This is a genomic window from Ningiella algicola (genome assembly GCF_028401415.2).
Taxonomy (GTDB): Bacteria; Pseudomonadota; Gammaproteobacteria; order Enterobacterales; family Alteromonadaceae; genus Glaciecola.
In genome coordinates, this window is sequence record NZ_CP171821.2 from 4,039,685 (window position 1) to 4,065,016 (window position 25,332).

The window sequence follows — 25,332 nt, forward strand, 5'->3', positions numbered from 1 at the left end:
CTCAAGCATCTAAAAAACCGTGTATTTAAATTATTTCGGATTGAGCGACAATCCATTCTCGATCGCTCCAAATCCAGCGTACTTGTTCATGAGCACGCAACACAAGCAGGCATTAGCGCATCTTTCTTTCGGTCTGCGAGAGTCGGGTGGCTTTGTGATGTTAACAGGGGAAGTGGGCACGGGAAAAACGACCGTATCGCGAAAACTAATGCAAGATTTATCGGCAGACACCCAAGTTGCCATGATCCTCAATCCGACCCTATCTGCATTAGAACTGCTCGCTACCATCTGTGATGAACTTGGTATCGGATATACGGACAATGACAAAAGCCTTAAATCCTTCACCGACAAAATCTTGAAAAAGTTGGCTGATAACCATGAGCAAGGCATCAATACGGTGCTAATTATTGATGAAGCGCAACATCTTTTACCTGAGGTCTTGGAGCAATTACGGCTACTCACCAATTTGGAAACGAATCGAGAAAAGCTATTAAAAGTGGTGCTTATTGGACAACCTGAGCTTCAGCAGTTACTGCGCAGAAATGAGCTAAGGCAACTTGCGCAGCGGATCACCGCTCGATATCACTTGCTCCCCCTGACTCAGCAAGAGGTAGGGCAATATGTTGATCATCGCCTGAGCGTTGCAGACCTAAGCCAAAGCCCGTTTACGCGCGCATCAATTGAGCATTTGTTCGCGATTTCAGGCGGTATCCCTAGGGTGATTAATCTTTTGTGCGATAGAGCGCTGTCTTTAGGCTACGCTCTACAGCGCCCGTTTATTGACTATCAAGTGATGACATCTGCAAGCTATCAAGTTCTGGGTGACGATATTGTAAAGCAGCGTCAATGGAGCCTTTGGCGCAAAAGATACATTTTCTCGTTTAGTTCGGCGCTCGCAGTGGGACTTATCGCAGGGTACTTGCTGGTATGAGCCAATTAGTAGTAGTACCCATAGACCAGCTTGCACCGGGTATGATGGTCACTCGCGTGATGCAGCAAAATGGGCCGGTTAAAATTCGCCGTGTAGGCATGATAAAGTCAAACGAGATGGTAAAAGGCCTTAAAGAAATGGGTGTTTTACTGCTTGAGGTGAATCAGGAAGCATCATTAGGCACTTCACAAGCGCTGGAGCCTGAAAATGAGCCCGACACTACAGCAGCAGTCAAGGATGAGCCGCCGCAATTGAATGTTGCAACCGTTACCCAGCGTTTGATGGCGCAAAACAAACATAATGAAGTGGTTGATAGGGAGTTATCGCAGCATTTCCACCGCTCTATGTTTATGCCAGCAGTGGAAGAAATGCCCTCGAAATGGCGCTTATATGGACAGCCATACTCGATTTTATTCGCCTGCATTGCATTTGGTTTTTTAATTGGCCTTAGCGTATTTTATTTGCCAGCTAAGATTGCCCAATCTTCACTGCTTGCAGATGATGCTGATGTCATGCAGCACCAAGCGGACGAAGCGCCATTGCAAGTGTCTCAACCCAGTATCATGCAAACCCCACGTGTCGATGAAGATGAAAAACAAGTTAACGCCAATGCCGCGGCTTTAAATGGCGCCGATGTTCCAAGAAGCGATGCAGACTCTTTGGCGGCTGTGGCGTCAGCACAAGAGAAAACTGAAGGTACCATTAGCGCACAAACACCTAGTTTGTCAGACAGTGATAGTTTAAGCGACGCAAGTAATACCAACATCGACGGCGTAGAGGTTGAAGATGGGCAAATTGTTCTGGGTTACGTATCTCCAGAATTAGCTCCCGAGCTCGGCATTCAATCAGGTGCAAATAGTGGAGCACAGGCTCCACAATCAAGCGCGCCACAGCCAAGCGGCGAAAATCAAGCATCAAGCTCATCACTGCTTTCATCAGAATTACTTAGGCGGGTCAATCAAGCCGCAGCTGAGTTAGAGGCAGAAGAACAGTTTGATGATGTTAATCGCGACTTCCCTAATAATATTTCTCAATTTGATGACAGTGAAATCGAAAGCGAAGCTCAGCCCGCCGGGCCTGCAATAATGCAAAGAATTGATCAGCTACCATCGACAATTTTAAATCGAATCCCTGCAATGAGTTTCAGTGCGCATATGTATGCTTCAAGCGATAACGAACGTTGGGTTAGGGTAAACGGTAGACGATTGATGGAGGGAGATGAGATAGAGAATGGGCTCAGGATTGAAGCTATTGAGCCTGAAAAAGTCATTTTGAGTTTTTCTGGTGAGACCTTCTCTATCAATGCGCTTTCCGATTGGTAGGGGCGGCTTGTAGCCTGATGTTCTATTGTTTCGAGTTGAATTCACAACTCAACTAAACTGGACAGTCGTTTCCCCACTTCATTTTTGACACCTCAGATTACCTTAGTTACGCCCTTCACCTACAGTGCGAAGTTTGTCGGAATATTTAGTGATAGAATGATCTGCTATCTTCTTTTTACCTGACACCCAAAACCCTGACTTATGCAGTCTCTTTAGCAGTAAGGTGATATAGCTATAAAACCGTAGGTTATAATGCAGACGCGCAGAGTGTCCGCTTCCTAGCAAATAACTGACATAACTAGGGTGTTGATATTGGCTGATATTATCTAAAAATGTCACCATGCGTCGTTCAAGTTGACTACCGAAAATGGGGCGTAGAATAATAAAAAAGCTTGATAAAAACTTAAGCAACATCAAAATGCCTTTCAGGCCGATAGCCAGCCACGGATTTGGCAAGTGAGGCACCATGTCACTGTCGTTAATGAGTTGGTATGTGGGCGTTTTTAAGCCATAGGATATTTCTTTTTTGCCAATAGGCGGGGCACCAAAAGTGTAACACGCGCCTCGAATTTCAAAGGGTAACAATCGCGTTGCAATAGCCGCCATTGCTCCGCCTAAAGAGTGGCCCGTCACAAACATTTGGTCGTATTCTAATTTTGCTAGTTCATTAATCAGCTTAAGCTCTAGATTTTCATAGTAGTTCAAGAAACCGCTGTGAAAGGTCAAATCAGCGTTACCTACTCTGCGTATCTTTGGATTCGCTTTGACGTCTGCTTTTATATCTCTCCAACTTTTGCCTTGGGTACCTCTAAATGATAGAAATGCAACTTTTTTTCGATGCCCACCATTGAGTTCATAGATGCGAGTTGTCAAAAAAGCTTCTGCGCCCTTATCATTAAAAAACTCTGCTGATTCAAAGTCTTTCGCTTGTAAAATAGCGTTAAATGCTTCCTCTGCTTCCCCTCTCTCATGCGAGACTGCATTTAAAAAAGGAGAAAGCCTATCGAGTAAAATCTTTTTCTCATCTTCATCACGAATTACATCAGAAACAATTTCAAGCACTTCTTGCTTACTTTGGTTCCCTTCAAACGGAAAATAGGCCAATCGAGAAAGTTCAGCACAAACATACGCCATTCGGTCAGAAAACGCGGCTCGCTCGACCGGTGCTTGCATAAGCTTTTCAGATTCAAAATACAGTTCAGACATTATTACCTCAAGCAGCGCAGTGCATGGGAAGGCTGTAGCGTGACATGCCATCGTTGATCAATTACAGACAGCGTGTCAACTAGGTAAATTACTAAAGCAAGCACGATACACTTTGCAAAGATTTTCTTTGGTTATGCTTTTACAATCACAAACGTCAATCATGTTGTAAAGGCTTGTGGTTCAGTCATGCCCATTATAGAGGTGAAAAATAACTTATTTATTGTGGTAGCCGGAAGCTTAAATCAATGCGCAGCTATGCAAGCAACATGGCATGGGCTCAATGATTATGCTCGTAGTGAGCAGATGCTGAACGCGGCTCTTGAACATATTAAAAAAAGTCGCAAGTTACAGAGCGGTGGATTCAGCAGCGGTGTTGATGACGTAATTTTCTTAACGGTGCTCGGAAACTATATAGTTGCCCACTCTCCGTGTGCTAGAGCTCAAATAGCGTCTAATGAGTTGCCGTTTATTGCAATCTGACATTTCCAGAGAGCGCTTGTTCTAAAAAGGCCAATCTTTCTTCAATGTTTGCTTGCGCATCACATAGATTGTTGCATCGTTTTAACAGGCGCTGCATATCTTCGAAGTGCTCGTTAGCGCCTTCAACATCTTGGCGTAATAACTTCATTAGGGCTAATCGATACATTGCGTCATGTAAATGTTTGTTCAGGCGAATCGCACTCTCAAAATTTTCCTCTGCCTCTTCTGTGCGGCCAAGCTGCAGCTGTGACATGCCGACCATATATACTTGATAGCCTCTGTCACTACAGGTAACCTCTCGAACCGGACCTTTATTTTGAAGGCTTGTGCCCGAAGTGACTGAAGAAGGTGCGATGGTGCTGGTGCCAGGTGCCCCCTGGTCAGCGCTAGACAAGCTATTACTCAGAGACTGGTTAATTTGTGCATTTCTTGCATCATCTGCAAAGGCCATTAGATTTCTCTCGGCTCTAAGCGCACATTGCACATTTTCTTTGAATTTAATTTCAGCAAGTTCAAAATTTCCCATTTCAAAGGCTTGTAAGGCTGCATCACCCGCACGACCAACCACTTCAATCTGTTCTACATTGTCTTGCTCGCTACTTGCTTCGACCTCCTGGGCGGATTCTGGCGCGCTTGCCGGTTTTGCGCTATCTGACTCTTGAGCATTGGCATTTATACTAACTGAAATACTCAACGCGCACAGAACTGCACACAAACGGGTGCGAGAATGCTGGGCTAAACTGAGATTAGGACAAACAGAATTGAGCACATACATTTAGATAGATTCCCTTATATAAGCACTAAAGCGATGAGTTGTAATTGACCAGCAGTATAATATGCGAATTATTATATCAGGATAATTCGCATTTGCTTTCACGTTTACACAGTTTTTACGTGCTTTGGGGCAATAATGTTTAGCCTAACAAGGCGCTTCTAAAGAAATGAGGTAAGTTTAGTTTGAATTCTTCAGGCCTTACGGCGCCCAGAATTTTGTCTGATGATTTGTTAAGATCAATCAGTTTTACTTCGGTATGGTGCTTCATTCTGATGCTGTAAAAAGCCATTACATTTGGCTTTAGCGGGCGATCTTTTCGGCGTTGAACAACAATGGCAAGCTTACCGCTTTTTAAATGTACTAACGAACCCACTGGATAAAGTCCAACCGCTTGAATAAACGACTCCACAAGATCTGTGTCGAAGGCCTTGTTCTCAAGCAAAGACTCTAATACCTCTTGCGAACCTTTAGATGACTTGTATGCGCGTTCAGTGATCATCGCATCGTAACAATCAACAATCCCTGCCATTTGTGCATATGTGGATATTTCGTCACCCGATTTTTGTTTTGGGTAACCGCTTCCATCAATACGCTCGTGATGGTTAAGCACTATCTCAGAGACCAAGGGCGGTAAATCAGCATAGCGTTCAATCACTTCCTGACCAATGTCTACATGGGTTCTCATTAAGGTAATGTCGGCTGCGCTGTATGCGTCTTCGCGAGTACTGAGATCGTCTGGCAATAATGCCATGCCTACATCCATTAATAAGCCTGCAAGCGTCAAATCTTCAATATCGGCTTGTGGGCATTCACGATGTTTGGCGAATATGCCCATCAAGATCGCACAGTTTAAAGAATGTTCAGCAAAGTAGTTACTGGTTTCATTCAGCATGATCAGGCAGCTTAAAGCATCATGATTATCAAACACTGAATCAATAATGTCTTGGCAAATGCCGTTTAGCTCGTCAAAATCTGGCGAGCTTCCGCTTCGCAATTGTGATACAAAACGCGATTGTACTTCTCTGGCCTGGGTATACAGTTTATCGGCTTTCGCGAGGTCTTCTCTGTGTTGGTCAAAATCCAGCATGGCTGAGCTTGTTCTAGCTTTTGACATCGCTGGCTTTTTGGCTTCTGCCGCGTTTCTTGCAGCGCTATGAATGCTTTTGTCTGTGTCAATTTCAATAGACAGCACCCCTCGACGCTTGAGGCTTTCAATCGTGCCCATGGATTTGATTAAGCCTTGGCTTTTGACTTGTAATTTGCCTTCACATTCTTTGATTTGTGAAAGGTACATCCCAACTTTTACATTATCTATTGCGATAGTTTCAAACATACGAACGATACAAAACCAAATTGGAGGAGCAAAAACCTATATTTTTGCCCGAGTAATTAGTGTTATTGGGTGTATCGGCCAAGAAGGGGTTTATTAAAGCCAAATTTGCCTTTTTGACTCAAAATCTGAGATTTTGTTTTCCAGTTCGAGCGTCTGTCCAATTGCATCTAAACCCTTTAGTAAATTGTCTTTATGATGCCTCGCTATTTCAAATGTAAACGACAAATCTCTAGCGTTTACCGTTTGCGCAGGCAGGTCAATATCAATAATGATATCTGGGTTTTCCTCGAGCAGCTCAAATAAAGTGCTGACTTGTTGTGAATTCAACGTCACTGGTAATAATTGATTGTTAATACAGTTGCCATAAAAAATGTCGGCAAAGCTGACGGCAATAATGGCTTTGAACCCAAAGTCCGCCAAAGACCATGGGGCATGCTCACGTGATGAACCACAGCCAAAATTTTCTCGGGTGATGAGTATGCCGGCACCCTCATACTCGGGCTTGTTAAGGCTAAAATCTGGGTTTAGAACGCTTTCGTGCTGGTCAAGATAACGCCAATCGTGAAATAAATGCTTGCCATACCCACTTCGAGTCACGCCGGTTAAAAACTGCTTCGGAATAATTTGATCGGTATCCACATTGGCTTGGTCAAGCGGTGCTGCGCGCTCTTTAATGATGCTGATCCCAGTCATAATAAGCCTCCGTTGTAAGTCACCTTTGCTTTTGTATTGCGTACTTTCATATCTAATTCCCGCATAGTACTTTTTATCATTAGGAGTTTAGCTCCCTTACATCTGCAAATTTTCCGGCAATTGCGGCAGCCGCAGCCATCTCAGGACTCACTAAGTGTGTGCGTGAACCTCGTCCTTGACGACCTTCAAAATTGCGATTGCTGGTAGAAGCGCAACGATCACCATCTTTCAATACATCATCGTTCATGCCAAGGCACATGGAGCAACCCGGTAAGCGCCATTCAAATCCCGCTTGCTTAAATATCTGATCCAGGTTTTCTTGTTCCGCTTGCGCCTTTACTGCCACCGAGCCTGGCACAACAATAGCGGTCACGTCTGCTTTCACTTTGCCATGTTTTGCAATTTCAGCCGCGGCGCGCAAGTCCTCTATCCGGCTGTTTGTACAAGAGCCAATAAACACATGAGATATTGGGACCTCAGTCAGTTGTTGACCGGGAGAAAGCCCCATGTAGGCGAGCGCTTTTTCAGCGGACGCTTTTTCAATTGGATCGGTAAAATCATCTGGAGAGGGTATTGCTTCGTTAACGGCTACTACTTGTCCGGGATTAGTTCCCCAAGTTATCTGGGGAGCGATATCTTCAGCTTTGAGTGTCACGAGCGTATCAAACTCAGCATCACTGTCTGAGTACAGCGACTTCCAGTATGCGAGTGCTTGCTCCCAATGCTCTCCCTTTGGCGCGTGCTCTTTGCCTGCTAAATATGCGAAGGTAATTTCATCAGGTGCGATGAGTCCTGCTTTGGCACCTGCCTCAATGCTCATATTGCATATGGTCATTCGCTGCTCCATCGATAGTTCGCGTATTGCACTACCTGCATATTCGATGACATGACCTGTTGCGCCAGCGTGGCCAATTTCTCCGATAATTGCCAAAATAATGTCTTTTGCGGTGACGCCTAAACCGAGCTTTCCTTCTACGTTAACCAACATGCTTTTTGCGCGAGACTGCTTTAGGGTTTGGGTGGCAAGCACGTGCTCAACTTGTGAGGTGCCGATACCAAACGCCAATGCACCAAACGCACCGTGGGTAGCGGTATGTGAATCACCACAAACTACTGTCATGCCTGGCTGTATTAAGCCAAGTTGTGGACCAATGACATGCACAATACCTTGGTTTTTATGTCCTACAGGAAAAAGCTCAATACCATATTTTGCGCAGTTTGCAGCTAAGGTATTCAGCTGAAGTTCGTTTTGGGGACCGCAGGCATCGAGCGCCAACGAACGTGTAGATATACTGTGATCCATCGTACCGAATGTGAGGTCTGGACGACGAACCTTGCGGTTTTTCTCAATGAGTCCTGCAAAAGCTTGGGGGGTTGTCACCTCATGGATAAGGTGGCGATCAATATACAGGACAAGGTCTTCTCCGATACTGTCGACAAGATGCGCATCCACAATTTTTTGATATAGCGTTTTGGCCATAGTGATTCTTCTTCGTTTTTACATGTTTTCGATAAGCGAGCAAACATGCTCACCGACTTGTGCGGTTGATTTTGCCTCTGCGCGTTTATTAGCGGGCAAAAGCTCTGCGGTCAGCACGCCATCTAAAAGTGTTTGCGTCACTGCTTGTTCAATCATATCCGCCGCTTGCGTTTCATTGAGTGAAAATCTTAGCATCATTGCGGCAGATAAAATTTGTGCGATAGGATTAGCAATGCCTTTGCCAGCAATATCTGGCGCAGAACCACCCGCAGGCTCATACATACCAAAGCCCTCAGAGTTAATGCTGGCTGATGGTAGTAAACCCATAGATCCTGTAATCATCGCGCATTCGTCCGATACGATATCGCCAAACAGGTTTGAACATAACATCACGTCAAACTGAGCAGGGTTGCATACTAATTGCATCGTCGCATTATCAATGTAGATATGATCAAGTTCCACATCTGGATAGTCTTTTGCAACTTCTTCTGTCACCTCGCGCCATAAACGGCTAGTCACTAGCACATTAGCTTTGTCTACCGAAGTGACTTTTTTACTGCGCTTTTGGGCGGCTGCAAAAGCCGAGTGAGCAATACGCCGAATTTCGGCTTTTGAATAGCGCATCGTGTCAAACGCGTTTTGTGTTTCTCCTTCTCCCTCAATGCCTTTAGGTTGGCCAAAATAAATGCCCGATGTTAGCTCTCTTACGACCAAAACATCCACACCGCTTGATGCAATGTCTACTCGTAGTGGTGACAAATGCTCAAGACCTGAATAGATGCGAGCTGGTCGTAAGTTGCTAAATAGATCAAAGTGACTTCGCAAGGTCAGTAGGGCAGCGCGTTCAGGGCGTTTTTCTAGCGGTAAACTATCCCACTTTGGTCCACCAATTGAACCAAACAAAATAGCGTCGGCGGCCTCGCAGCCTTCAAGGGTTGCTTGTGGTAAGGCTTCACCGAAATGGTCAATAGCATAGCCACCCACTGCGTACTCCTTGCGTTTAAAGTGTAAACCGAGTTTTTTCGCAGTAAGGTCTAAGACCTTGTTTGCTTGTGCCATGACTTCAGGCCCAATGCCGTCTCCTGCTAGCACTGCAATATTGTGTTCCATTTTACACTCCTGCTATTTTTTCTTGTTTTTGTTGGTCTATTTGATCTGCTAAATACATATTGTTGAGTACAAAAATTAAGGATTTTACGCCAGCTTCAACAATATCCGTCGCTAATCCAATACCGTTAAAGCGGCGGTGTTTGTACTCCACAATCACGCTTACTTGAGCAAGTGCATCCGCCCCTTCGCCTTTGGAGTCGAGTTTAAAATCGACAATATCTAAATCATGGCCGTCAATTGCATGAATAATCGCGTTGAAGGCCGCATCCACTGGACCGTTGCCAGTAGCAGATTCGGTAATAGTAGAATCACCTGCAACTATGCTGACGGTTGCCGATGGAATAATGTTGTGTCCGGACGTGGCCTGCAGATACTTTAAAGCATAGTGAGCATGCTCATGTTTTTGTTGGTTGAAGAACAGTAGCGCTTCTAAGTCATAATCAAATACCTGACCTTTTTTATCCGCTAGGCGCAAAAATGAGGCGTACACTTCATCCAAATCGTACTCAGTTTCGTGATAACCAAGCTCACCCAAGCGATGCTTGATCACATGGCGACCCGACCGTGAGGTAAGGTTTAAATTGTTTTTGTTAATGCCGACGCTTTCCGGCGTCATTATTTCATATGTGTTTTGACCCTTAAGCACGCCGTCTTGGTGAATTCCAGAAGAGTGACTAAAGGCATTCGCCCCAACAATGGCTTTATTCGCTTGTATTGGCATGCTGCACAATTGACTTACCAATTTTGACGCTTTGCTAATTTCTTGAGTGTGAACGCCAGTGGTATATGACAGAAGCTGTTCTCTTGTTTTTAGTGCCATCACGATTTCTTCAAGTGAACAGTTACCGGCGCGTTCACCAATTCCATTTACCGTGCACTCTACCTGCCTGGCACCATGCTGCACGGCGCTAAGTGAGTTGGCTACTGCTAAGCCCAAATCATTATGGCAATGCACTGATATCACCGCTTGGTCGATGTTGGGCACACGGTCAAAGAGCGCGCCGATGATGCCACCAAACTCTGATGGAATGGTGTAGCCTACTGTATCAGGGATATTGACAGTCGTCGCACCTGCTTTTATCGCAGCCTCTACCATTCGACACAAATAATCAATGTGAGTACGCCCAGCGTCTTCGCATGAAAACTCAACATCTGGTGTGTATCGCTTCGCGTGTTTGATCGCTTTTATCGCCATTTCGACGACTTCGTCTTGCGACTTTCTCAGCTTTGTGTCGACATGAATATCGGAGGTGGCAATAAAAGTATGAATGCGGAACTGCTCGGCTACTGACATAGCTTCTCCACAGGCATCAATATCCTTCTCTAATGCTCTTGAGAGACCGCATACCCGAGATGTCTTCACATGCTCAGCAATGAGCCTGACCGATTCAAAGTCGCCTGGAGACGACACCGGAAAGCCAGCTTCAATAACATCTACCCCGAGACGTTCTAGCATCAGCGCAATTTGCAGTTTTTCTCGTCCACTGAGACTTGCAGGTAAAGCCTGTTCGCCATCTCTTAAAGTGGTGTCAAAGATAATCACTTTGTCGTTGTTGCTACTGATTTTACTATCGCCCATGTCTTTATCCTAAACCTAGTTAAAAACTAAAAGTTACACCTTGTAAACGCCGTGTCTCTGAATTTAAATGAAAAAATTCAAGCCATAAAAAAACCCGCGCGGTGCACGGGTTTAGTTTTATCTGCTTACAGACTACCCGTGCGCCTAAGCTGCCAGACCGAGTAGAAGAAGGCTAAAGCCTTCGTTTATATTGTTAGCGTTAATTTTATTATAAACGCCTTGCACCGAATGTTGCATCATCTGCAATTATCACTTCTGTATCGTATTGGTCTCAAATGTAATCGTCTTGAGCATGTGGGTCAACCACAAAAGCGCTTTTTATTGGCTAGACCAGTTGCTATTACACCTAACCTGCTTTTGAAAATGCGTTATTCGCCAGACGCGCTTTCATTTCCTTTCTACGCTGATGCAAAAGCGGCTCGGTATATCCATTTGGCTGAACTTTGCCTAAAAAGATCAAGTCTTTGGCTGCTTGAAAACCAATGCTATTTTCTAAATCAGGCAACATGGAAATGTATTCAGGATCAGCATGATTTTGTCTGTCCACCAACTCAGCCATTCTTGTGAGAGACTCATTCACCTGCTGAGGCGATAACAAACCGTGTTCTAACCAGTTTGCAATGTGCTGGCTTGAAATCCGTAAAGTTGCCCTGTCTTCCATTAAACCAACATTGTTAATGTCCGGCACCTTAGAGCAACCAATGCCTTGATGTACCCATCGAACAACATAACCTAATATGCTTTGCACATTGTTGTCGAGCTCTTGCTGTATTTCTTCGCTGCTAAGCTCTCTGCCAGTTTCTAACAGCGGAATATCAAGAATCTGGTTAATGCCGTCAAATGTTTGCTTCGCTAAGTGTTCTTGAATGGCAAACACGTCAACCTGATGATAATGCAGGGCGTGCAATGTTGCAGCGGTAGGTGAGGGCACCCATGCTGTATTTGCTCCCGCTCTAGGATGCGCAATCTTTGCTTTCATCATATTTGTCATTTGGTCCGGAATAGGCCACATGCCCTTGCCAATCTGAGCTTTGCCAGACAATCCGCAGTGCAATCCTGTAATAACATTTGCCATTTCATAGGCTTGCAACCAAGGCCTATTTTTAAGCTCAGCTTTGGGCGCAAAGGGTCCCTTAAGCATTGATGTGTGAATTTCATCGCCGGTTCTATCTAAAAACCCCGTATTAATAAACACGACACGCTCTTTGGCCTGAGCGATACACTCTGCCAGATGCAAACTGGTGCGGCGCTCTTCATCCATGATGCCTATTTTGATGGTAAAGCGATTTACATCAATAAGGTTTTCAACTGCGGTGAACAAGTCATGAGTAAATGCCACCTCTTCCGGGCCATGCATTTTAGGCTTAACGATATAGATACTGCCTCGTTTGCTGTTTTTAAATGGACTGTTGTTTAACACATCGTGCTTAGCAATCAGTGATGTGATTACCGCATCCATAATGCCTTCAAAAATGGGCTCATTGTTAAAAAGCACGGCATCGTTTTGCATTAAATGGCCGACGTTTCGAATAAACATGAGGCTGCGCCCAGCTAGCGTTAAGTTTTGTGAAGGCTGTTGCGCGTCTTTGTATACTCTGTCAACGTGCATTTTGCGAATAACTGTCTTTGAGTCTTTGTTAATTTCGGTTTTTAGCGTTCCTTGCATCAGACCAAGCCAGTTGCGATAAACCTGTGTTTTATCTTCAGCATCAACTGCAGCAACAGAGTCCTCGCAATCCATAATCGTGGTAAGCGCTGCTTCAACTAAAATATCTTTAATGTTGGCTGGGTCACTTCTGCCAATAGGGTGCTGTTCGTCAAGCTGTATTTCAATATGCAGACCGTTGTTGCTTAATAGCAAGGAATCGGGCTTGTCTATACTTCCATTAAAGCCAATAAATTGCGCCGGATTGGCTAAAGCGGAACTTGAGCCATCAGATAAATTGACAATAAGCGTATTGTCGATTATCCCGTAGTGTACGCTATGAGAGTGAGACCCGCTTTGCAAAGGGGCAATCTGATCTAAGTACTCTCTGGCTCGCTTGATGACCGCAGCACCGCGTGCTTGATTATATTTGCCGCGATTGCTGAGCTCACCTTTAGTTGAGATTAGGTCAGTACCGTAAAGCGCATCATATAAGCTGCCCCATCTAGCATTTACTGCATTAAGAGCGTAACGCGCATTGTTTATGGGCACTACCAACTGAGGTCCCGCAATATTCGCAATCTCACTGTCGACATGTTGAGTGCTAATTTGGACTTTCTCACTGTTAGGTTCTGCTGCGCTTGGACGAAGGTAAGATATGGATTCAAGAAAGCGCTTATACTCCTCGAACGATGCGTCGTTATTATGAATATGAAACTCATCTATCGCTGTTTGAAGTTGTGTGCGCTTGTGAAGTAAAGCGTGATTGCGCTCAGTGAAGCTATCGAGCAGCTTTTCAAAACCCTGCCAAAATTGAGTTGCATTAACACCTGAGTTAGCCAATGCCTCTTGCATAACAAACTCATACAAAGTCTGTTCAATCTTAAGCTGCCCTTTGTCAATATAGGTTGTCATAAGCCATCTCCCCGCGTCATTTTATAAAATTTAGCGATTACTTTTGATTAAAGCTTTTACCAGTGTAGAGCGCTTATTGAAATATGTTTAGTGTATGTTAAATATTCTAGGTATAAATTACATGAATGATTGTTGGTACGTATCATAATAGTGTGCTTGTGCAGCATAAAAGTAAGGAAAACCTCCTATCCTTTTCAGAATTTACGCTGTCATTTCCTCAGCCACTTCGTTAATGAGTCTTCGTAACCAAATATGGCCGGCATCGTGATGAAGCAAAGCACTCCACGCCATTTTTAAAGCGATAGGAGGGATATCAAATGGGGGAGGCACGACTTTTATCGCTGGGTCGTCTTTAAATATTTTTGCCGCTTTGTTGGGTAAGGTAGCAATCAGGTTTTGTGTTTTCGCTAATTGCAATGCTGCGTGATAGTGACGGGTAAACACACGAATGTCTCTTTGTTTCCCTATCTTAATCAGTTCAGCATCCACCCAACCCAGCTTTTGCACTTCGTTAGGGTCGATGCCTACACCTACACCGAAACCGGTTTTACTTACCCATATATGCTGCCCGCGTAAATAGGCGTCTAAGTCAAAGTCATTTGCTGAAGGATGATCTGAGCCAATTACACAGGCAAAAGTATCATACCAAATCACTTTTTGATGAAAAGACAGCGGCAGTTCATCAAAGCGATTTATCGCCATGTCTACCTTCCCTTGCTCAACATCATGAAAGGTCACATCAGAGGGTGTAATTAGGTCTAAGGTAATGTTAGGCGCGAGTTTAGATAGTTTACCAATAAGTTCTAGTAGCAGAGTCGATTCCGCATAATCACTTGTCATGATCCTAAACGTACGTGCACTTGAAAGCGGATCGAATTCCACCTCCGGCTGAATCGAGGACTCAAGGCGGCTTAAAACATCGCGAATAACAGGCTGTAGCTCAATCGCTCGCTTCGTTGGCGTCATCCCTTCACTGGTTCTGACCAAAAGGGGATCTTTAAACAAATCGCGTAAACGCTTAAGTCCATTACTCATTGCCGGTTGGGTAATACTTAGCTGGTTAGCGGCTTTTGTTACACTACCTTCTCTTAGGAGAACATCCAAATATACAAGCAAATTTAAATCAACCTTGGCAATGTTCAACGAGAATACTCCTGTTAAAAGAAAGAGTGTATAAGTTTACGCCATGTAATGTAGATAATCCATTGGTGGTATGAATGGAAGATAGCATGCTAACTGATTGAAATTAATCACTTTATATAATTACAGTTAAAAAACTATACCATGCTTTTTTCACACTCATAAATTTGATGAATGCGCATGAGGTTTTCAAGATGTAAGTGCGCTAGGTCACGGATACAATGGTTGATGAAGAATGCTTTAAGATGTGGCGTTACGCTTTGAAAGCGTCGAAATCAGGGATGATTTCGTGAGCGCCCATGGATGGGTTCACAGCGTCTTTCAAAGCGTAACGCCACATCTTAAAGCATTCAGCAATCTTAAATAAACCAAAAAAACGCCCCGAAGGGCGCTGAACAAGAAAGGTTTGTGTATGTATTTGATTAGGCAACTACGTCAAACTGATTCATGGTGTTGTCTTCGCCAGAGGCTTTAAGCGCTTGTTCGCCAGAGAAGTATTCTTTGTGAGTATCACCCAAATCAGAACCGGCCATGGCTTGGTGCTTGACGCAGGCAAGACCTTGACGAATTTCTTGGCGCTGAACTCCTTTTACATAAGCGAGCATGCCGTCGTCACCAAAGTAGCCCTTTGCTAAATTATCGGTTGAAAGTGCCGCAGTATGATATGTCGGCAAGGTGATCAAATGATGGAAAATACCCGCTTCTCTTGCAGCATCCTCTTGGAATGTACGAATTTTGCTGTCAGCCTGTAGCGCAAGTTCAGAATCATCGTAAACCGCAGACATTAGCGCGTCTCGGTCATAAGCACTTGTGTCTTTACCCGACTCTTTCCATGCATCGAAAACTTGTTGGCGGAAGTTCAAGGTCCAGTTAAATGACGGACTATTGTTGTAGACGAGTTTCGCATTGGGTACCTCTTCGCGGATAGCATTGACCATTTCGGCAATTTGTCCAACGTGCGGCTTCTCAGTTTCAATCCAAAGTAAATCTGCTCCGTTTTGCAGGCTAGTGATGCAGTCGAGCACGACACGCTCAACGCCAGTGTTTTCTTTAAACTTGTAGAGTCCGTTTGGCAAACGTACAGGTTTGACTAACTTACCGTCTAGCTTCATTACGGTATCGCCTTCCCCAAGCGCATCAACACTGTCGACCTCGGCGGTTTCTAAAAAGGCATTGTATTGCGCGGCTAAATCACCTTCGCTTTGCGAAACCGGAATTTTTTGGGTAAGGCCAGCACCGAGAGAGTCAGTGCGCGCTACAATCACCCCATCATCTACGCCAAGCTCCAAAAAGGCATAACGAACTGCATTAATTTTCGCTAAAAAGTCTTCGTGCGGCACAGTGACCTTTCCATCCTGATGACCGCACTGCTTCGCGTCAGAAACTTGATTTTCAATTTGGATACAGCACGCCCCAGCTTCGATCATCTTCTTCGCGAGTAAATAGGTGGCTTCTTCGTTACCAAAGCCCGCATCGATATCAGCAATAATGGGCACTACGTGCGTTTCAAATTCATCAATTTGCTGTCGGATTTGAGCAACATTTCCGCCTGTCGCCTTGGCCTCATCAAGCTGATTAAATAAGTTGCCTAGCTCACGCGCATCGGCTTGGCGTAGAAAGGTGTAAAGCTCTTCAATAAGTGCTGGAACAGACGTTTTTTCATGCATTGATTGGTCTGGCAATGGACCAAATTCGGAGCGAAGCGCCGCAACCATCCATCCAGAAAGATATAGATAACTTTTACTTGTTGTGCCTTGATGCTTTTTTACAGCCAGCATTTTTTGTTGACCAACAAAACCATGCCAGCAGCCTAGAGACTGAGTGTATTGCGCGCTATCGGCATCATAGTCAGCCATATCTTGACGCATTATCCCAGCTGTATACTTAGCAATCTCTAAACCTGTTCGAAAACGATTTTGCAGCTTCATGCGAGCGGCATACTCTGGACTAATTGCATTCCACGCACTGCCTTGCGCATTCTTCAATTCAGCAAACTTCGAGATTTCTTGTTCGTATTGAGACATGATGGTTTCCTCTATTTATCTGTAAATCGCGTCTTAGAAGCATGTTGCATCTGCTAACACAACTTTGCTTGTTAAGCGTCTTTCATCATCCTAAGAGAGAAATTCAAATAAAACGAGTGTATATAAATCATCTTGAGTATTCACACCGTGAATGTTAATTGGCAAGCCTTCTGTTTAAATGCTTGTGCTCGTCGACAACATTTTCCTTCGATACTTATGGAAGCGTTTGGATTCATTGTATACTTGTTCAATTAATGGGAGCGATGATGAACGCATGTTAATAACTCCACTGTCTTTTTAAAACAAACATAATTATGATGGAATCCAAATAAATGATTGCAACCGCCCTGTCTTTTTTGAACGCTGTTAGACATCTGAACATAGAAATATCTAGTACTATTGCAAAGCGAAAAGTCTCATTGCTAGGTGCCGCTTTGCTGTCAATTGGCTCCCTTATTCTAAGTGCGACAGCGTTTGCAAAAGATGCTAACAGCAGAGCATCAGCTGAATCTTCGGTAAGTGCACCTCAAAATATTATTATGGTAGTGGCTGACGGAATGGGGCCTGCTTACGTTTCCGCATATCGATTTTTTAATGACGACCCTGCCACTGAGAGTGTGGAAACAACCATATTCGACGATATTCTGCTTGGCACAGCGCGCACGCACCCGCATCAACAGTCAGGCTATGTGACTGACTCTGCCGCAAGTGCTACTGCTTTAGCTGCTGGCGTAAAGACTTACAATGGTGCAATTGGTATGACAGTGGATAAAAAGCCGCTAGAAACGGTTCTTCATCGAGCACGAAAGTATGGCATGAAAACAGGGTTAGCTGTCACCTCAACTATTGTACATGCGACGCCCGCATCTTACATGGTGGCAAATGAGCTGCGACGGAATTACGAGCAAATAGCAGATAGTTTTTTCGATGACCGAATAAACGGACAGTTTCTGGCTGACGTGATGCTAGGTGCTGGCAGGGCTCATTTTATTCGCGATGACAGAAACATTGTTGAAGAGTTTATAGAGGAGGGCTTTCAATACGTATTTGACTACTCTCAGCTTTCATCAGTCGACCCTGCTAAACCGCTTATTGGCCTTTTTGGTGAAACCATGCTGCCATGGTCGCTTGACGATGTTGAACCAAATCGCTTGAGCGTAATGACCGAAGCTGCACTTGATCACTTAAATAACGATGATGGATTTTTCTTATTAGTTGAAGCAAGTCAAGTAGATTGGGCTGGCCACGGAAACGAAATAGCCTCTGCCATGGCGGAAATGGAGGATCTGGTTGCGACATTGAAGATCATTGAGTCTTTCGTCAACACCAATCCTAACACCCTAGTGGTTATCACTGCTGACCACAGCACCGGCGGATTAACTGTAGCGGGTGCTGACGGCTATCGCTGGGATCCAAGTTTTATCAAGAGTGTTTCAGCATCTGTTCCGAGTATTGCACAGGGGATGATGAATAGTGAAGACAGAGCCAGCTACGTGTCTGAAAAGCTAGGATTTGAACTCAATGAAGCGGAAGCCAGCATGGTGGAGACCGTCGTAAAGGAAATGAGTAAGCGAGACATAGAGCAAGTCATTAAAGATATTGTTGATGCTCGCACCAATACCGGCTGGACAACTAACGGGCATACTGCGGTAGATGTAAACGTTTATGGCTATGGCCCCGGTGCAGACACCTTCAAAGGTAACTTGGATAACACAGAAATTGCTAAAGGTTTGTTTGAGCTTTTAGACGCACGGGCGCAACGCTAAAGCGATACTATTTTGGTACGTACCGTCAGCTGACGCGGGCGCGCTCATTGATTGAGAAATGTTTCGATAGGTTCGCCGGTGCAGGCCGATATTTGCTTAAATAAATAGATTAACGCGCTGATAAGCAGCACCATAGACGGAATGACAATCACCGGGTAACTCAGTGCAGTCATTCGTCCTAGTTCTTCTGTGTATGCGGTGGTGCCAGGCTCTGACACGAGTATCCATTTCGCTAACATGTAGTTAAGCGCTGACGATAAGAAAAATGATCCGGCGACAATGTACGAGCTCACAGCAACCTTTTGATTAAAAGTCTCATTCGCATTGTGCTCAGTTAAACTAGCGTTAAGTTTATCCCAGTTGATGATTTGATCGTTCAAAATTAACATCTTAACCAAGGGTTTGTGACCAAATTGCGTCGCGATTACCGCAAGTCCAATAATTGCAGGTATGGCTGCTTCCTTGATTGCCATATATTCGGCTGGCAGCTTAAGCAAACTAATGCCACCAGTGAGCAATACACTGATAATCCCCAAAACTGAAAAGCCGTTTATTTTCTTTGTCTTTTTCAGATCGTAGAGACCAAAACAAAGCGGAAAGGAAAGGGCAACGACCACGCTCCATGCAGGGCCAAGATATTCATCCGAGCTAAGATAACTCATGACCAGTACCGGTATGGCAATATTAAATACTAAATTGCCAAAAAAACCGGTTTGTTGAGGTTTAGGCTTCGCCGTTGTTGACTCAGGCGAGCTTGTCTCAGGTGAACTATTGTTAGACATTATTGTATTTTCTCATAAATTTTTACTGTTGGCGTTTAAGCCTTTCCAATCAATATCGCGAATGCGCTTATCGGCGATGTAGAATATTTTGTCTTTTGGATACAGCGTTTCATCAAAAGCAGGGTTTACTGAAATACTTTGCATGTTTTCATGCGATGCAAATCCAATAAAGGTGGCGTTGTATTGTTTCTTTAGCGCCAGAAAAAAAGCTTCGACGCTCAGAGCGGGTGCGGATTCAGGAATGGTATCTGAAAATTGAGCTTGTCCATCATACACATCGAGCAAATCATGATGAAGTAAGCTTGAGCCCGGGTCAAAAGCCGATTTCGCAAGCATTTCTACCGCTACGCTCGGCGTACACTCTATTTCTGGACAATGTACTTTCAGCAGCGGTACTAAGGTTTCGTCATCAAAATAAGCGACCTTATGCGCAGTTTTGTTGCGCTTCGAGCAATACAGCGCGGTTGTCATGGTCATATCATCATGCGGGTTGTCTATAATTATGGTTGCCGCTTCTTTGATACACGCCCGGTCCATTTCATCGTCATTATTAAAAGAGGTGACTCTGACGAAATCAATTTTGGAAGGCATGGGGTTTTCAATATCCGCCTTCACGCATAAAAGAATATCAGGATCAAGCGGTGAGTTTTCTTTCTCAATTAGCAAGAGCTTCAACAATTGCATCGTGCGCTTACCATTCCATCCGATAATAACAACGTGATTATCTAGGTTAAGTGAGTTCAAACCTTTTGCTCCTTTTTGCCATTGTTTACCAACAAACGATGCTACTCGCCCCAAAATTAAGGCAAATATACTCAAGCCCATCGGGATGACGTACAAGGCGACGATCCATTTGCCTGCCTCCGTAGAAGGAGACATATCGCCATATCCAACTGTAGAACCAGTTACAATTAACCAATACGTAAAATCGTGCGAAGCTAATAAATCTTGTTCGCCTGCCGCGTAAAGCAGCATCCAGCAACTTAGTGCGTAGAATGCAGTGAATGCAAGAATCACGTACCAACGCATCTCGCTTAGGTAGCGCGACATTATTCGCTTTGCTTTTATCCAAGTAGTCATAGTGATTTGCAGCGTTTCCTCATCTCTACAAGCGCGTATAGAGTAATAAACTATGCGGTAATTACAAGCTCAACGTTTCCGTATTTCATTTGCTCAGCGCGCACAACTGCGCGCAACGGCATGCAACTAATTGTATTGCCAAACGAATCCTAACAAAATAAAACCCAGCCAAAAGGCTGGGTGAAATTAAGACATGGGAGGTGTCCAAAGTTGTTTGAGAAATTAATGCGTTAACACGCGTGTCATCCCAACAATCACATTTTACGATTGATTATTGAACAATTAGGTATAATGCTCAGCTATTCAGTATAGCGCGGTGTACCCAAAACATAATATTCTCTACATATAGACTAAAGGATGATTTTTTGTGACAGGATGCTCTTTTTCTCCGACTTTGTCCGTACTACATGGGCATTTGAAATAACTATCAAAGAAGACATTTTTAAATATGAAAATAACGGATTTCGATTTCGACCTCCCTGAACAGCTCATTGCCAAATACCCCGCGCAGCAAAGAAGCGCCAGTCGCATGCTTTGCCTCGATGGACAAAATGGTGAAATTCAGCATAAGCAATTTACCGACATTGTTGATCTGCTTGAGGAAGGTGACTTATTGGTTTTCAACAACACGCGCGTTATTCCGGCGCGCCTGTTCGGCCAAAAAGCCTCAGGCGGGAGGGTTGAAGTGTTGCTTGAGCGCGTGCTCAGCGATAATACTGCGCACGCTCATATTCGCGCAAGTAAGTCGCCAAAGGCTGGCACTGAGCTTAGCATGGAAGGCGGCATTAAGATTAAGGTGTTAGGCCGAGAAGATGCGCTGTTTCATATCGAATTTGCGAGTGATGAAAACGTGTTTGATTTATTAGAAAAACACGGGCATATGCCGCTTCCTCCATATATCGACCGGCCAGATGAAGATAGTGATAAAGAGCGTTATCAAACGGTTTACAACGAAAAGCCAGGCGCAGTAGCCGCACCCACGGCAGGATTGCATTTTGATGATGAGATCCTCGCTAAAATCAAATCGAAGGGCGTAAATACCGCCTTTGTGACTTTGCATGTAGGGGCTGGCACCTTTCAGCCGGTTCGAGTTGAAAATATTAAAGATCATGTGATGCACGCTGAATATGCGGAAGTTACAGAAGAAGTGGTTAAACAAGTATTGGAAACCAAAGCCGCTAACAAACGAGTAGTTGCTGTGGGGACCACCTCGGTTCGTTCCATCGAGTCTGCCGCGCATCAAGAGCATCTAAAGGATACGGATGTATTGCTTGAGCCCTTTTTGTCTGACACCAGCATATTTATTTACCCTGGCTTTGAGTTCAAAGTCATTGATGTGATGTTGACCAACTTTCACTTACCACAATCGACCCTGATGATGCTAATCAGCGCCTTCGCAGGGCGCGAGGAAGTAATGAAGGCATATTCGCAAGCGATTGAGAAAGCGTATCGATTTTTCAGTTATGGTGATGCAATGCTCATTAATAAGAAGTAACAAAGTGCATGCCACTAAGTTTAATATGGTCGTATTTTGTTCCGATATTCCTAATGCCATCTAAGCCTTAAGTTTGCTATACTCGCCGCCAGTTCAAATGTGTGTAGTAGCGTGGAGTAAATGAAGTTCAACTTAACAAAGACCGACGGTTTGGCTCGTCGCGGTCAGTTGGTGTTTGAAAGAGGTGTGGTCGAAACACCTGCTTTTATGCCAGTGGGCACTTACGGTACGGTAAAAGGGATGACGCCTGAAGAACTAGCAGATACCGGCGCGCACATTTGTTTAGGCAATACCTTCCACTTAATGCTGCGCCCTGGCACGCAAATAATTCAAGACCACGGCGATTTGCATGACTTTATGCACTGGGACAAGCCTATACTGACGGACTCTGGTGGATTTCAGGTCTTTTCTTTAGGCGATCTTCGTAAAATAGATGAAGAGGGCGTAACCTTCCGCTCGCCAATTAACGGCGAAAAAATTCTACTGACACCTGAAAAGTCTATGCAGGTTCAGCGTGAGCTTGGTTCTGACATTGTTATGATTTTTGACGAATGTACGCCATATCCAGCTACAGAAGAAGAAGCCGAGACTTCAATGCAGCTGTCGCTGCGCTGGGCCCAGCGAAGTAAAGAAGAACACGGCGACAATCCTGCCGCCCTCTTTGGCATTATTCAAGGTGGCATGTACGAAGCTTTGCGTGATATCTCGCTCGACGCACTGGAAAAAATTGATTTTGATGGTTATGCCATAGGCGGTCTTTCGGTGGGTGAGCCAAAAGAAGACATGATGCGCATAGTGAAACATACTGCACCAAAAATCCCTGAGCATAAGCCAAGATATTTGATGGGCGTGGGCAAACCAGAAGATATCGTGGAGTCGGTGCGCCGCGGCATTGATATGTTCGACTGCGTGATGCCAACACGCAATGCACGCAATGGACACTTATTTGTGACCGAGGGCGTTATAAAAATCCGTAATGCCAAACAAAAAGTCGATACTTCGCCTTTGGACGAAAATTGCGATTGCTACACTTGTAAAAACTATTCTCGGTCATACTTACATCACTTAGACAAGTGCAATGAGATACTCGGTGCTCGGCTAAATACTATTCATAATTTGAGATATTACCAAACTGTGATGAAGGGTTTGCGTGAGGCTATTGAGGCAGGAACCTTGGATGAATTTGTCGCTGATTTTTATGCGAAAAAAGGGAAAGACGTTCCCGAACTGTAAAATGCATATAGCAACGGCATAGTGAGCGGCGGTTGCCATAATTAATCTAGGCTTACAAGAATAAAGCGGGGCAATAATGCACTGCTGGTAGAGAATAATAATATTGCTGTTTAAGAAGGAAATAATATGAGCTTTTTCATTTCGAGCGCACATGCACAAGAAGCAGGCGGTGCTTCTACAGGCTTTGGTTTTGAGCCACTTATCATGCTGGCGGTTTTTGGTCTTATCTTTTATTTCTTGCTCTACAGACCTCAGGCAAAAAGAGTGAAAGAACATAAAAACTTGGTTTCTTCCCTAGCCAAAGGCGACGAAGTGCTCACCCAAGGTGGCGTTGTTGGCAAAATCACAAAAGTAAGCGACGACAAAGACTTTATTGAAGTGTCGCTTAATGAAACAAACAGCATCATGGTACAAAAATCTGCCGTGAGTGCCGTATTGCCAAAAGGCACCATGAAGTCTCTATAGAGACCTTTAGGATTAGGATAATATCGTGTTAAACCAAACACCTGTATGGAAATATATTTTGGTCGTCTTTGTATTGGCAATGTGCGCCTTGTACGCACTACCCAATATTTACGGAGAAGACCATGCGGTGCAGATATCCTCTGGACGTGATACCACCGTAACTCAAGCGCTTGCAAGTGATGTTGAAGCTAAGTTGCAAGATGCGCAGATCGATTTTAAAGCTGTCGAGTTTGCAGACGAGCGTATCTTAGTGCGCCTGCCAGATTCTGATACTCAGCTAATTACCCGAGAGGCACTTGATGACGAACTTGGCGATGATTATTTCGTTGCCATGAACCTCGCGCCTGACACGCCTGACTGGTTGGAAAGCCTCGGCGGCACACCTATGAAGCTTGGTCTTGATTTGCGTGGTGGCGTTCACTTTTTGATGGAAGTGGACATGAACAGTGCCATTGACGCCGCAGTAGGTGGTGTAGTTGACGAGTTTAGAGACCGCTTACGTGAAGAAAAGCTTCGGTATCGTAGCGTGCGCAAAAGCGGAATGTCCGTTGATATCGTTTTTCGCGATGCAGATGTACTTGAAAGCGCACAATTTTTCCTGCGCAATGACTATCCTAATATGACCATTGATGAGCGCGATGATTTAACCCTGCGCGCGACCTTTTCTGAAAACCGCCTTGCTGAAATTCGCGACTACGCAGTAAAACAAAATATCACGATTATTCGCAACCGGGTTAACCAGCTTGGTGTTGCCGAGCCTTTAGTGCAAAAGCAAGGTCAAGATCGCATCGTAGTGCAGCTACCGGGTATTCAAGATACTGCAAAAGCGAAAGAAATTTTAAACGCGACCGCGACGCTTAATTTCAGAGCGGTTGATGAAACAGGTGACGTGCGAGACGCGGTAAATGGTCGTGTTCCTGCAGGTGCGGAGTTACTATTCAGACGTAACGGTCAGCCCGTTTTATTGAAAAAACAAATCGCGCTTGAAGGTAGTCACATTATCGACGCGACGAATTCTGTTGATGAAAACGGCTTTCCTCAAGTCAATATCGACCTTGATTCTAAAGGCGGCACTAAAATGTCCAACTTTAGTAAGCAAAATGTCGGAAAGCCTATGGCAACGGTATTTATTGAGTTCAAAGCCACCGATGAACGCGGGCCTGACGGGAAATTGATTTTTGAAAAATCAGAAGAGGTCATTAACGTCGCAACCATTCAAACTCAGCTCGGCAGCTCATTTCGGATCACGGGACTTGACTCCGCCGCAGAAGCACGCGATTTAGCGTTGTTGCTTCGCGCAGGTGCGTTGATTGCTCCTATCCAAATAGTGGAGGAGCGCACCGTCGGGCCTAGCTTGGGTAAAGAAAACATCGAGTTGGGAATGCAAGCCATCACCTATGGCTTAGTTGCTGTGCTGGTGTTTATGTTGATTTATTACCGCGCCTTTGGGGTGGTGGCTAATATCGCCTTGGTCACTAATGTGGTATTGATTGTGGGAGTTATGTCGATGATTCCTGGCGCGACCTTAACTTTGCCGGGCATGGCGGGTATTGTCTTAACAGTAGGGATGGCAGTTGATGCAAACGTCCTTATTTTTGAGCGGATCAGGGAAGAACTAAGAGAAGGGCGAAGTCCACAGCAGTCGATACATTTTGGATACGACAATGCCTTTTCTACCATTTTAGATGCCAATATCACCACGTTTATTGCTGGGATGATTTTGTTTGCCGTTGGCACCGGGCCTATTAAGGGTTTCTCTATTACACTGATGATCGGTATCTTGACTTCTATGTTTACCGCAATCGTTGTTACACGCGTTATGGTCAACCTCATTTGGGGTGGCAAGCGTGTGAAAAAGCTAGCGATTTAAGGAGTCGG

The 25,332-nt window shown here is 44.6% G+C and carries 20 protein-coding genes; 8 read left to right on the plus strand and 12 right to left on the minus strand.

Annotated elements, in window-relative coordinates; translation table 11 throughout:
• Window positions 1–19: 19 nt before the first annotated feature.
• Window positions 20–931, plus strand: a complete 912-nt coding sequence (locus PN836_RS17560; protein WP_395340788.1) for an ExeA family protein — start codon at window positions 20–22, stop codon at window positions 929–931.
• Window positions 928–2,253, plus strand: a complete 1,326-nt coding sequence (locus tag PN836_RS17565) for a general secretion pathway protein GspB (protein WP_395340791.1) — start codon at window positions 928–930, stop codon at window positions 2,251–2,253. The genes PN836_RS17560 and PN836_RS17565 overlap by 4 nt, the downstream gene beginning before the upstream one ends.
• A 102-nt stretch (window positions 2,254–2,355) precedes the next feature.
• On the opposite strand, the gene PN836_RS17570 is transcribed toward PN836_RS17565, so the two are convergent.
• Entirely contained in the window at window positions 2,356–3,459 is a 1,104-nt protein-coding gene (locus tag PN836_RS17570; protein WP_395340794.1) for a lipase family protein, read from the minus strand.
• Window positions 3,460–3,645: 186 nt separating this feature from the next.
• Here PN836_RS17570 and PN836_RS17575 point away from each other — a divergent pair, with 186 nt between their 5' ends.
• Window positions 3,646–3,939, plus strand: a complete 294-nt coding sequence (locus PN836_RS17575; protein ID WP_395340796.1) for a hypothetical protein — start codon at window positions 3,646–3,648, stop codon at window positions 3,937–3,939.
• Here PN836_RS17575 and PN836_RS17580 read toward each other — a convergent pair.
• The 9 genes from PN836_RS17580 to PN836_RS17620 form a co-directional block, all read right to left on the minus strand.
• Window positions 3,926–4,714, minus strand: a complete 789-nt coding sequence (locus PN836_RS17580) for a hypothetical protein (RefSeq protein WP_395340798.1) — start codon at window positions 4,712–4,714, stop codon at window positions 3,926–3,928. The two genes, PN836_RS17575 and PN836_RS17580, sit on opposite strands and share 14 nt — an antisense overlap.
• 139 nt (window positions 4,715–4,853) lie before the next feature.
• A complete protein-coding gene (locus PN836_RS17585) occupies window positions 4,854–6,047 on the minus strand; it encodes an HD-GYP domain-containing protein (RefSeq protein ID WP_395340801.1) in 1,194 nt (397 codons plus the stop codon).
• Between the two features lie 93 nt (window positions 6,048–6,140).
• The gene (gene leuD / locus PN836_RS17590; RefSeq protein ID WP_395340804.1) at window positions 6,141–6,740 is read right to left on the minus strand and encodes a 3-isopropylmalate dehydratase small subunit; all 600 of its coding nucleotides are present in this window, start codon (window positions 6,738–6,740) and stop codon (window positions 6,141–6,143) included.
• A gap of 79 nt (window positions 6,741–6,819) precedes the next feature.
• A complete protein-coding gene (gene leuC / locus PN836_RS17595; RefSeq protein WP_395340806.1) occupies window positions 6,820–8,220 on the minus strand; it encodes a 3-isopropylmalate dehydratase large subunit in 1,401 nt (466 codons plus the stop codon).
• Between the two features lie 18 nt (window positions 8,221–8,238).
• On the minus strand, window positions 8,239–9,330 hold the full coding sequence (gene leuB, locus PN836_RS17600; RefSeq protein ID WP_395340809.1) for a 3-isopropylmalate dehydrogenase: 1,092 nt from the start codon (window positions 9,328–9,330) through the stop codon (window positions 8,239–8,241).
• 1 nt (window position 9,331) lies between these two features.
• Complete coding sequence (gene leuA, locus PN836_RS17605) at window positions 9,332–10,909, minus strand: 2-isopropylmalate synthase (protein ID WP_395340811.1); 1,578 nt, start codon at window positions 10,907–10,909, stop codon at window positions 9,332–9,334.
• A gap of 346 nt (window positions 10,910–11,255) precedes the next feature.
• Window positions 11,256–13,469 carry a malate synthase G gene (locus tag PN836_RS17610; RefSeq protein ID WP_395340813.1) on the minus strand — a complete coding sequence of 738 codons (2,214 nt, stop codon included), beginning with the start codon at window positions 13,467–13,469 and terminating at the stop codon, window positions 11,256–11,258.
• A gap of 201 nt (window positions 13,470–13,670) precedes the next feature.
• The gene (locus PN836_RS17615; RefSeq protein ID WP_395340816.1) at window positions 13,671–14,612 is read right to left on the minus strand and encodes a LysR family transcriptional regulator; all 942 of its coding nucleotides are present in this window, start codon (window positions 14,610–14,612) and stop codon (window positions 13,671–13,673) included.
• A 419-nt stretch (window positions 14,613–15,031) separates the two neighbouring features.
• Window positions 15,032–16,633 carry an isocitrate lyase gene (locus PN836_RS17620; protein ID WP_395340818.1) on the minus strand — a complete coding sequence of 534 codons (1,602 nt, stop codon included), beginning with the start codon at window positions 16,631–16,633 and terminating at the stop codon, window positions 15,032–15,034.
• Between the two features lie 332 nt (window positions 16,634–16,965).
• Between PN836_RS17620 and PN836_RS17625 the strand changes: the two genes are divergently transcribed.
• Window positions 16,966–18,399 carry an alkaline phosphatase gene (locus PN836_RS17625; protein ID WP_395340820.1) on the plus strand — a complete coding sequence of 478 codons (1,434 nt, stop codon included), beginning with the start codon at window positions 16,966–16,968 and terminating at the stop codon, window positions 18,397–18,399.
• A gap of 44 nt (window positions 18,400–18,443) precedes the next feature.
• On the opposite strand, the gene PN836_RS17630 is transcribed toward PN836_RS17625, so the two are convergent.
• Window positions 18,444–19,181, minus strand: coding sequence for a VC0807 family protein (locus tag PN836_RS17630; protein WP_395340822.1), 738 nt, complete (start codon window positions 19,179–19,181; stop codon window positions 18,444–18,446).
• Between the two features lie 12 nt (window positions 19,182–19,193).
• Window positions 19,194–20,261 (minus strand): potassium channel family protein, encoded by a 1,068-nt coding sequence (locus tag PN836_RS17635; protein WP_395340825.1) that lies wholly within the window; start codon window positions 20,259–20,261, stop codon window positions 19,194–19,196.
• Between the two features lie 448 nt (window positions 20,262–20,709).
• On the opposite strand from PN836_RS17635, the gene queA reads away from it, so the two are divergent.
• From queA to secD, 4 genes are all read left to right on the plus strand, one after another.
• The gene (queA, locus tag PN836_RS17640; RefSeq protein ID WP_395340828.1) at window positions 20,710–21,756 is read left to right on the plus strand and encodes a tRNA preQ1(34) S-adenosylmethionine ribosyltransferase-isomerase QueA; all 1,047 of its coding nucleotides are present in this window, start codon (window positions 20,710–20,712) and stop codon (window positions 21,754–21,756) included.
• A 120-nt stretch (window positions 21,757–21,876) separates the two neighbouring features.
• Complete coding sequence (tgt, locus tag PN836_RS17645; RefSeq protein WP_395340830.1) at window positions 21,877–22,989, plus strand: tRNA guanosine(34) transglycosylase Tgt; 1,113 nt, start codon at window positions 21,877–21,879, stop codon at window positions 22,987–22,989.
• Window positions 22,990–23,115: 126 nt separating this feature from the next.
• Window positions 23,116–23,454 (plus strand): preprotein translocase subunit YajC, encoded by a 339-nt coding sequence (gene yajC / locus PN836_RS17650; protein WP_395340832.1) that lies wholly within the window; start codon window positions 23,116–23,118, stop codon window positions 23,452–23,454.
• Window positions 23,455–23,479: 25 nt separating this feature from the next.
• The gene (secD, locus tag PN836_RS17655) at window positions 23,480–25,324 is read left to right on the plus strand and encodes a protein translocase subunit SecD (protein ID WP_395340834.1); all 1,845 of its coding nucleotides are present in this window, start codon (window positions 23,480–23,482) and stop codon (window positions 25,322–25,324) included.
• Window positions 25,325–25,332: the final 8 nt, after the last annotated feature.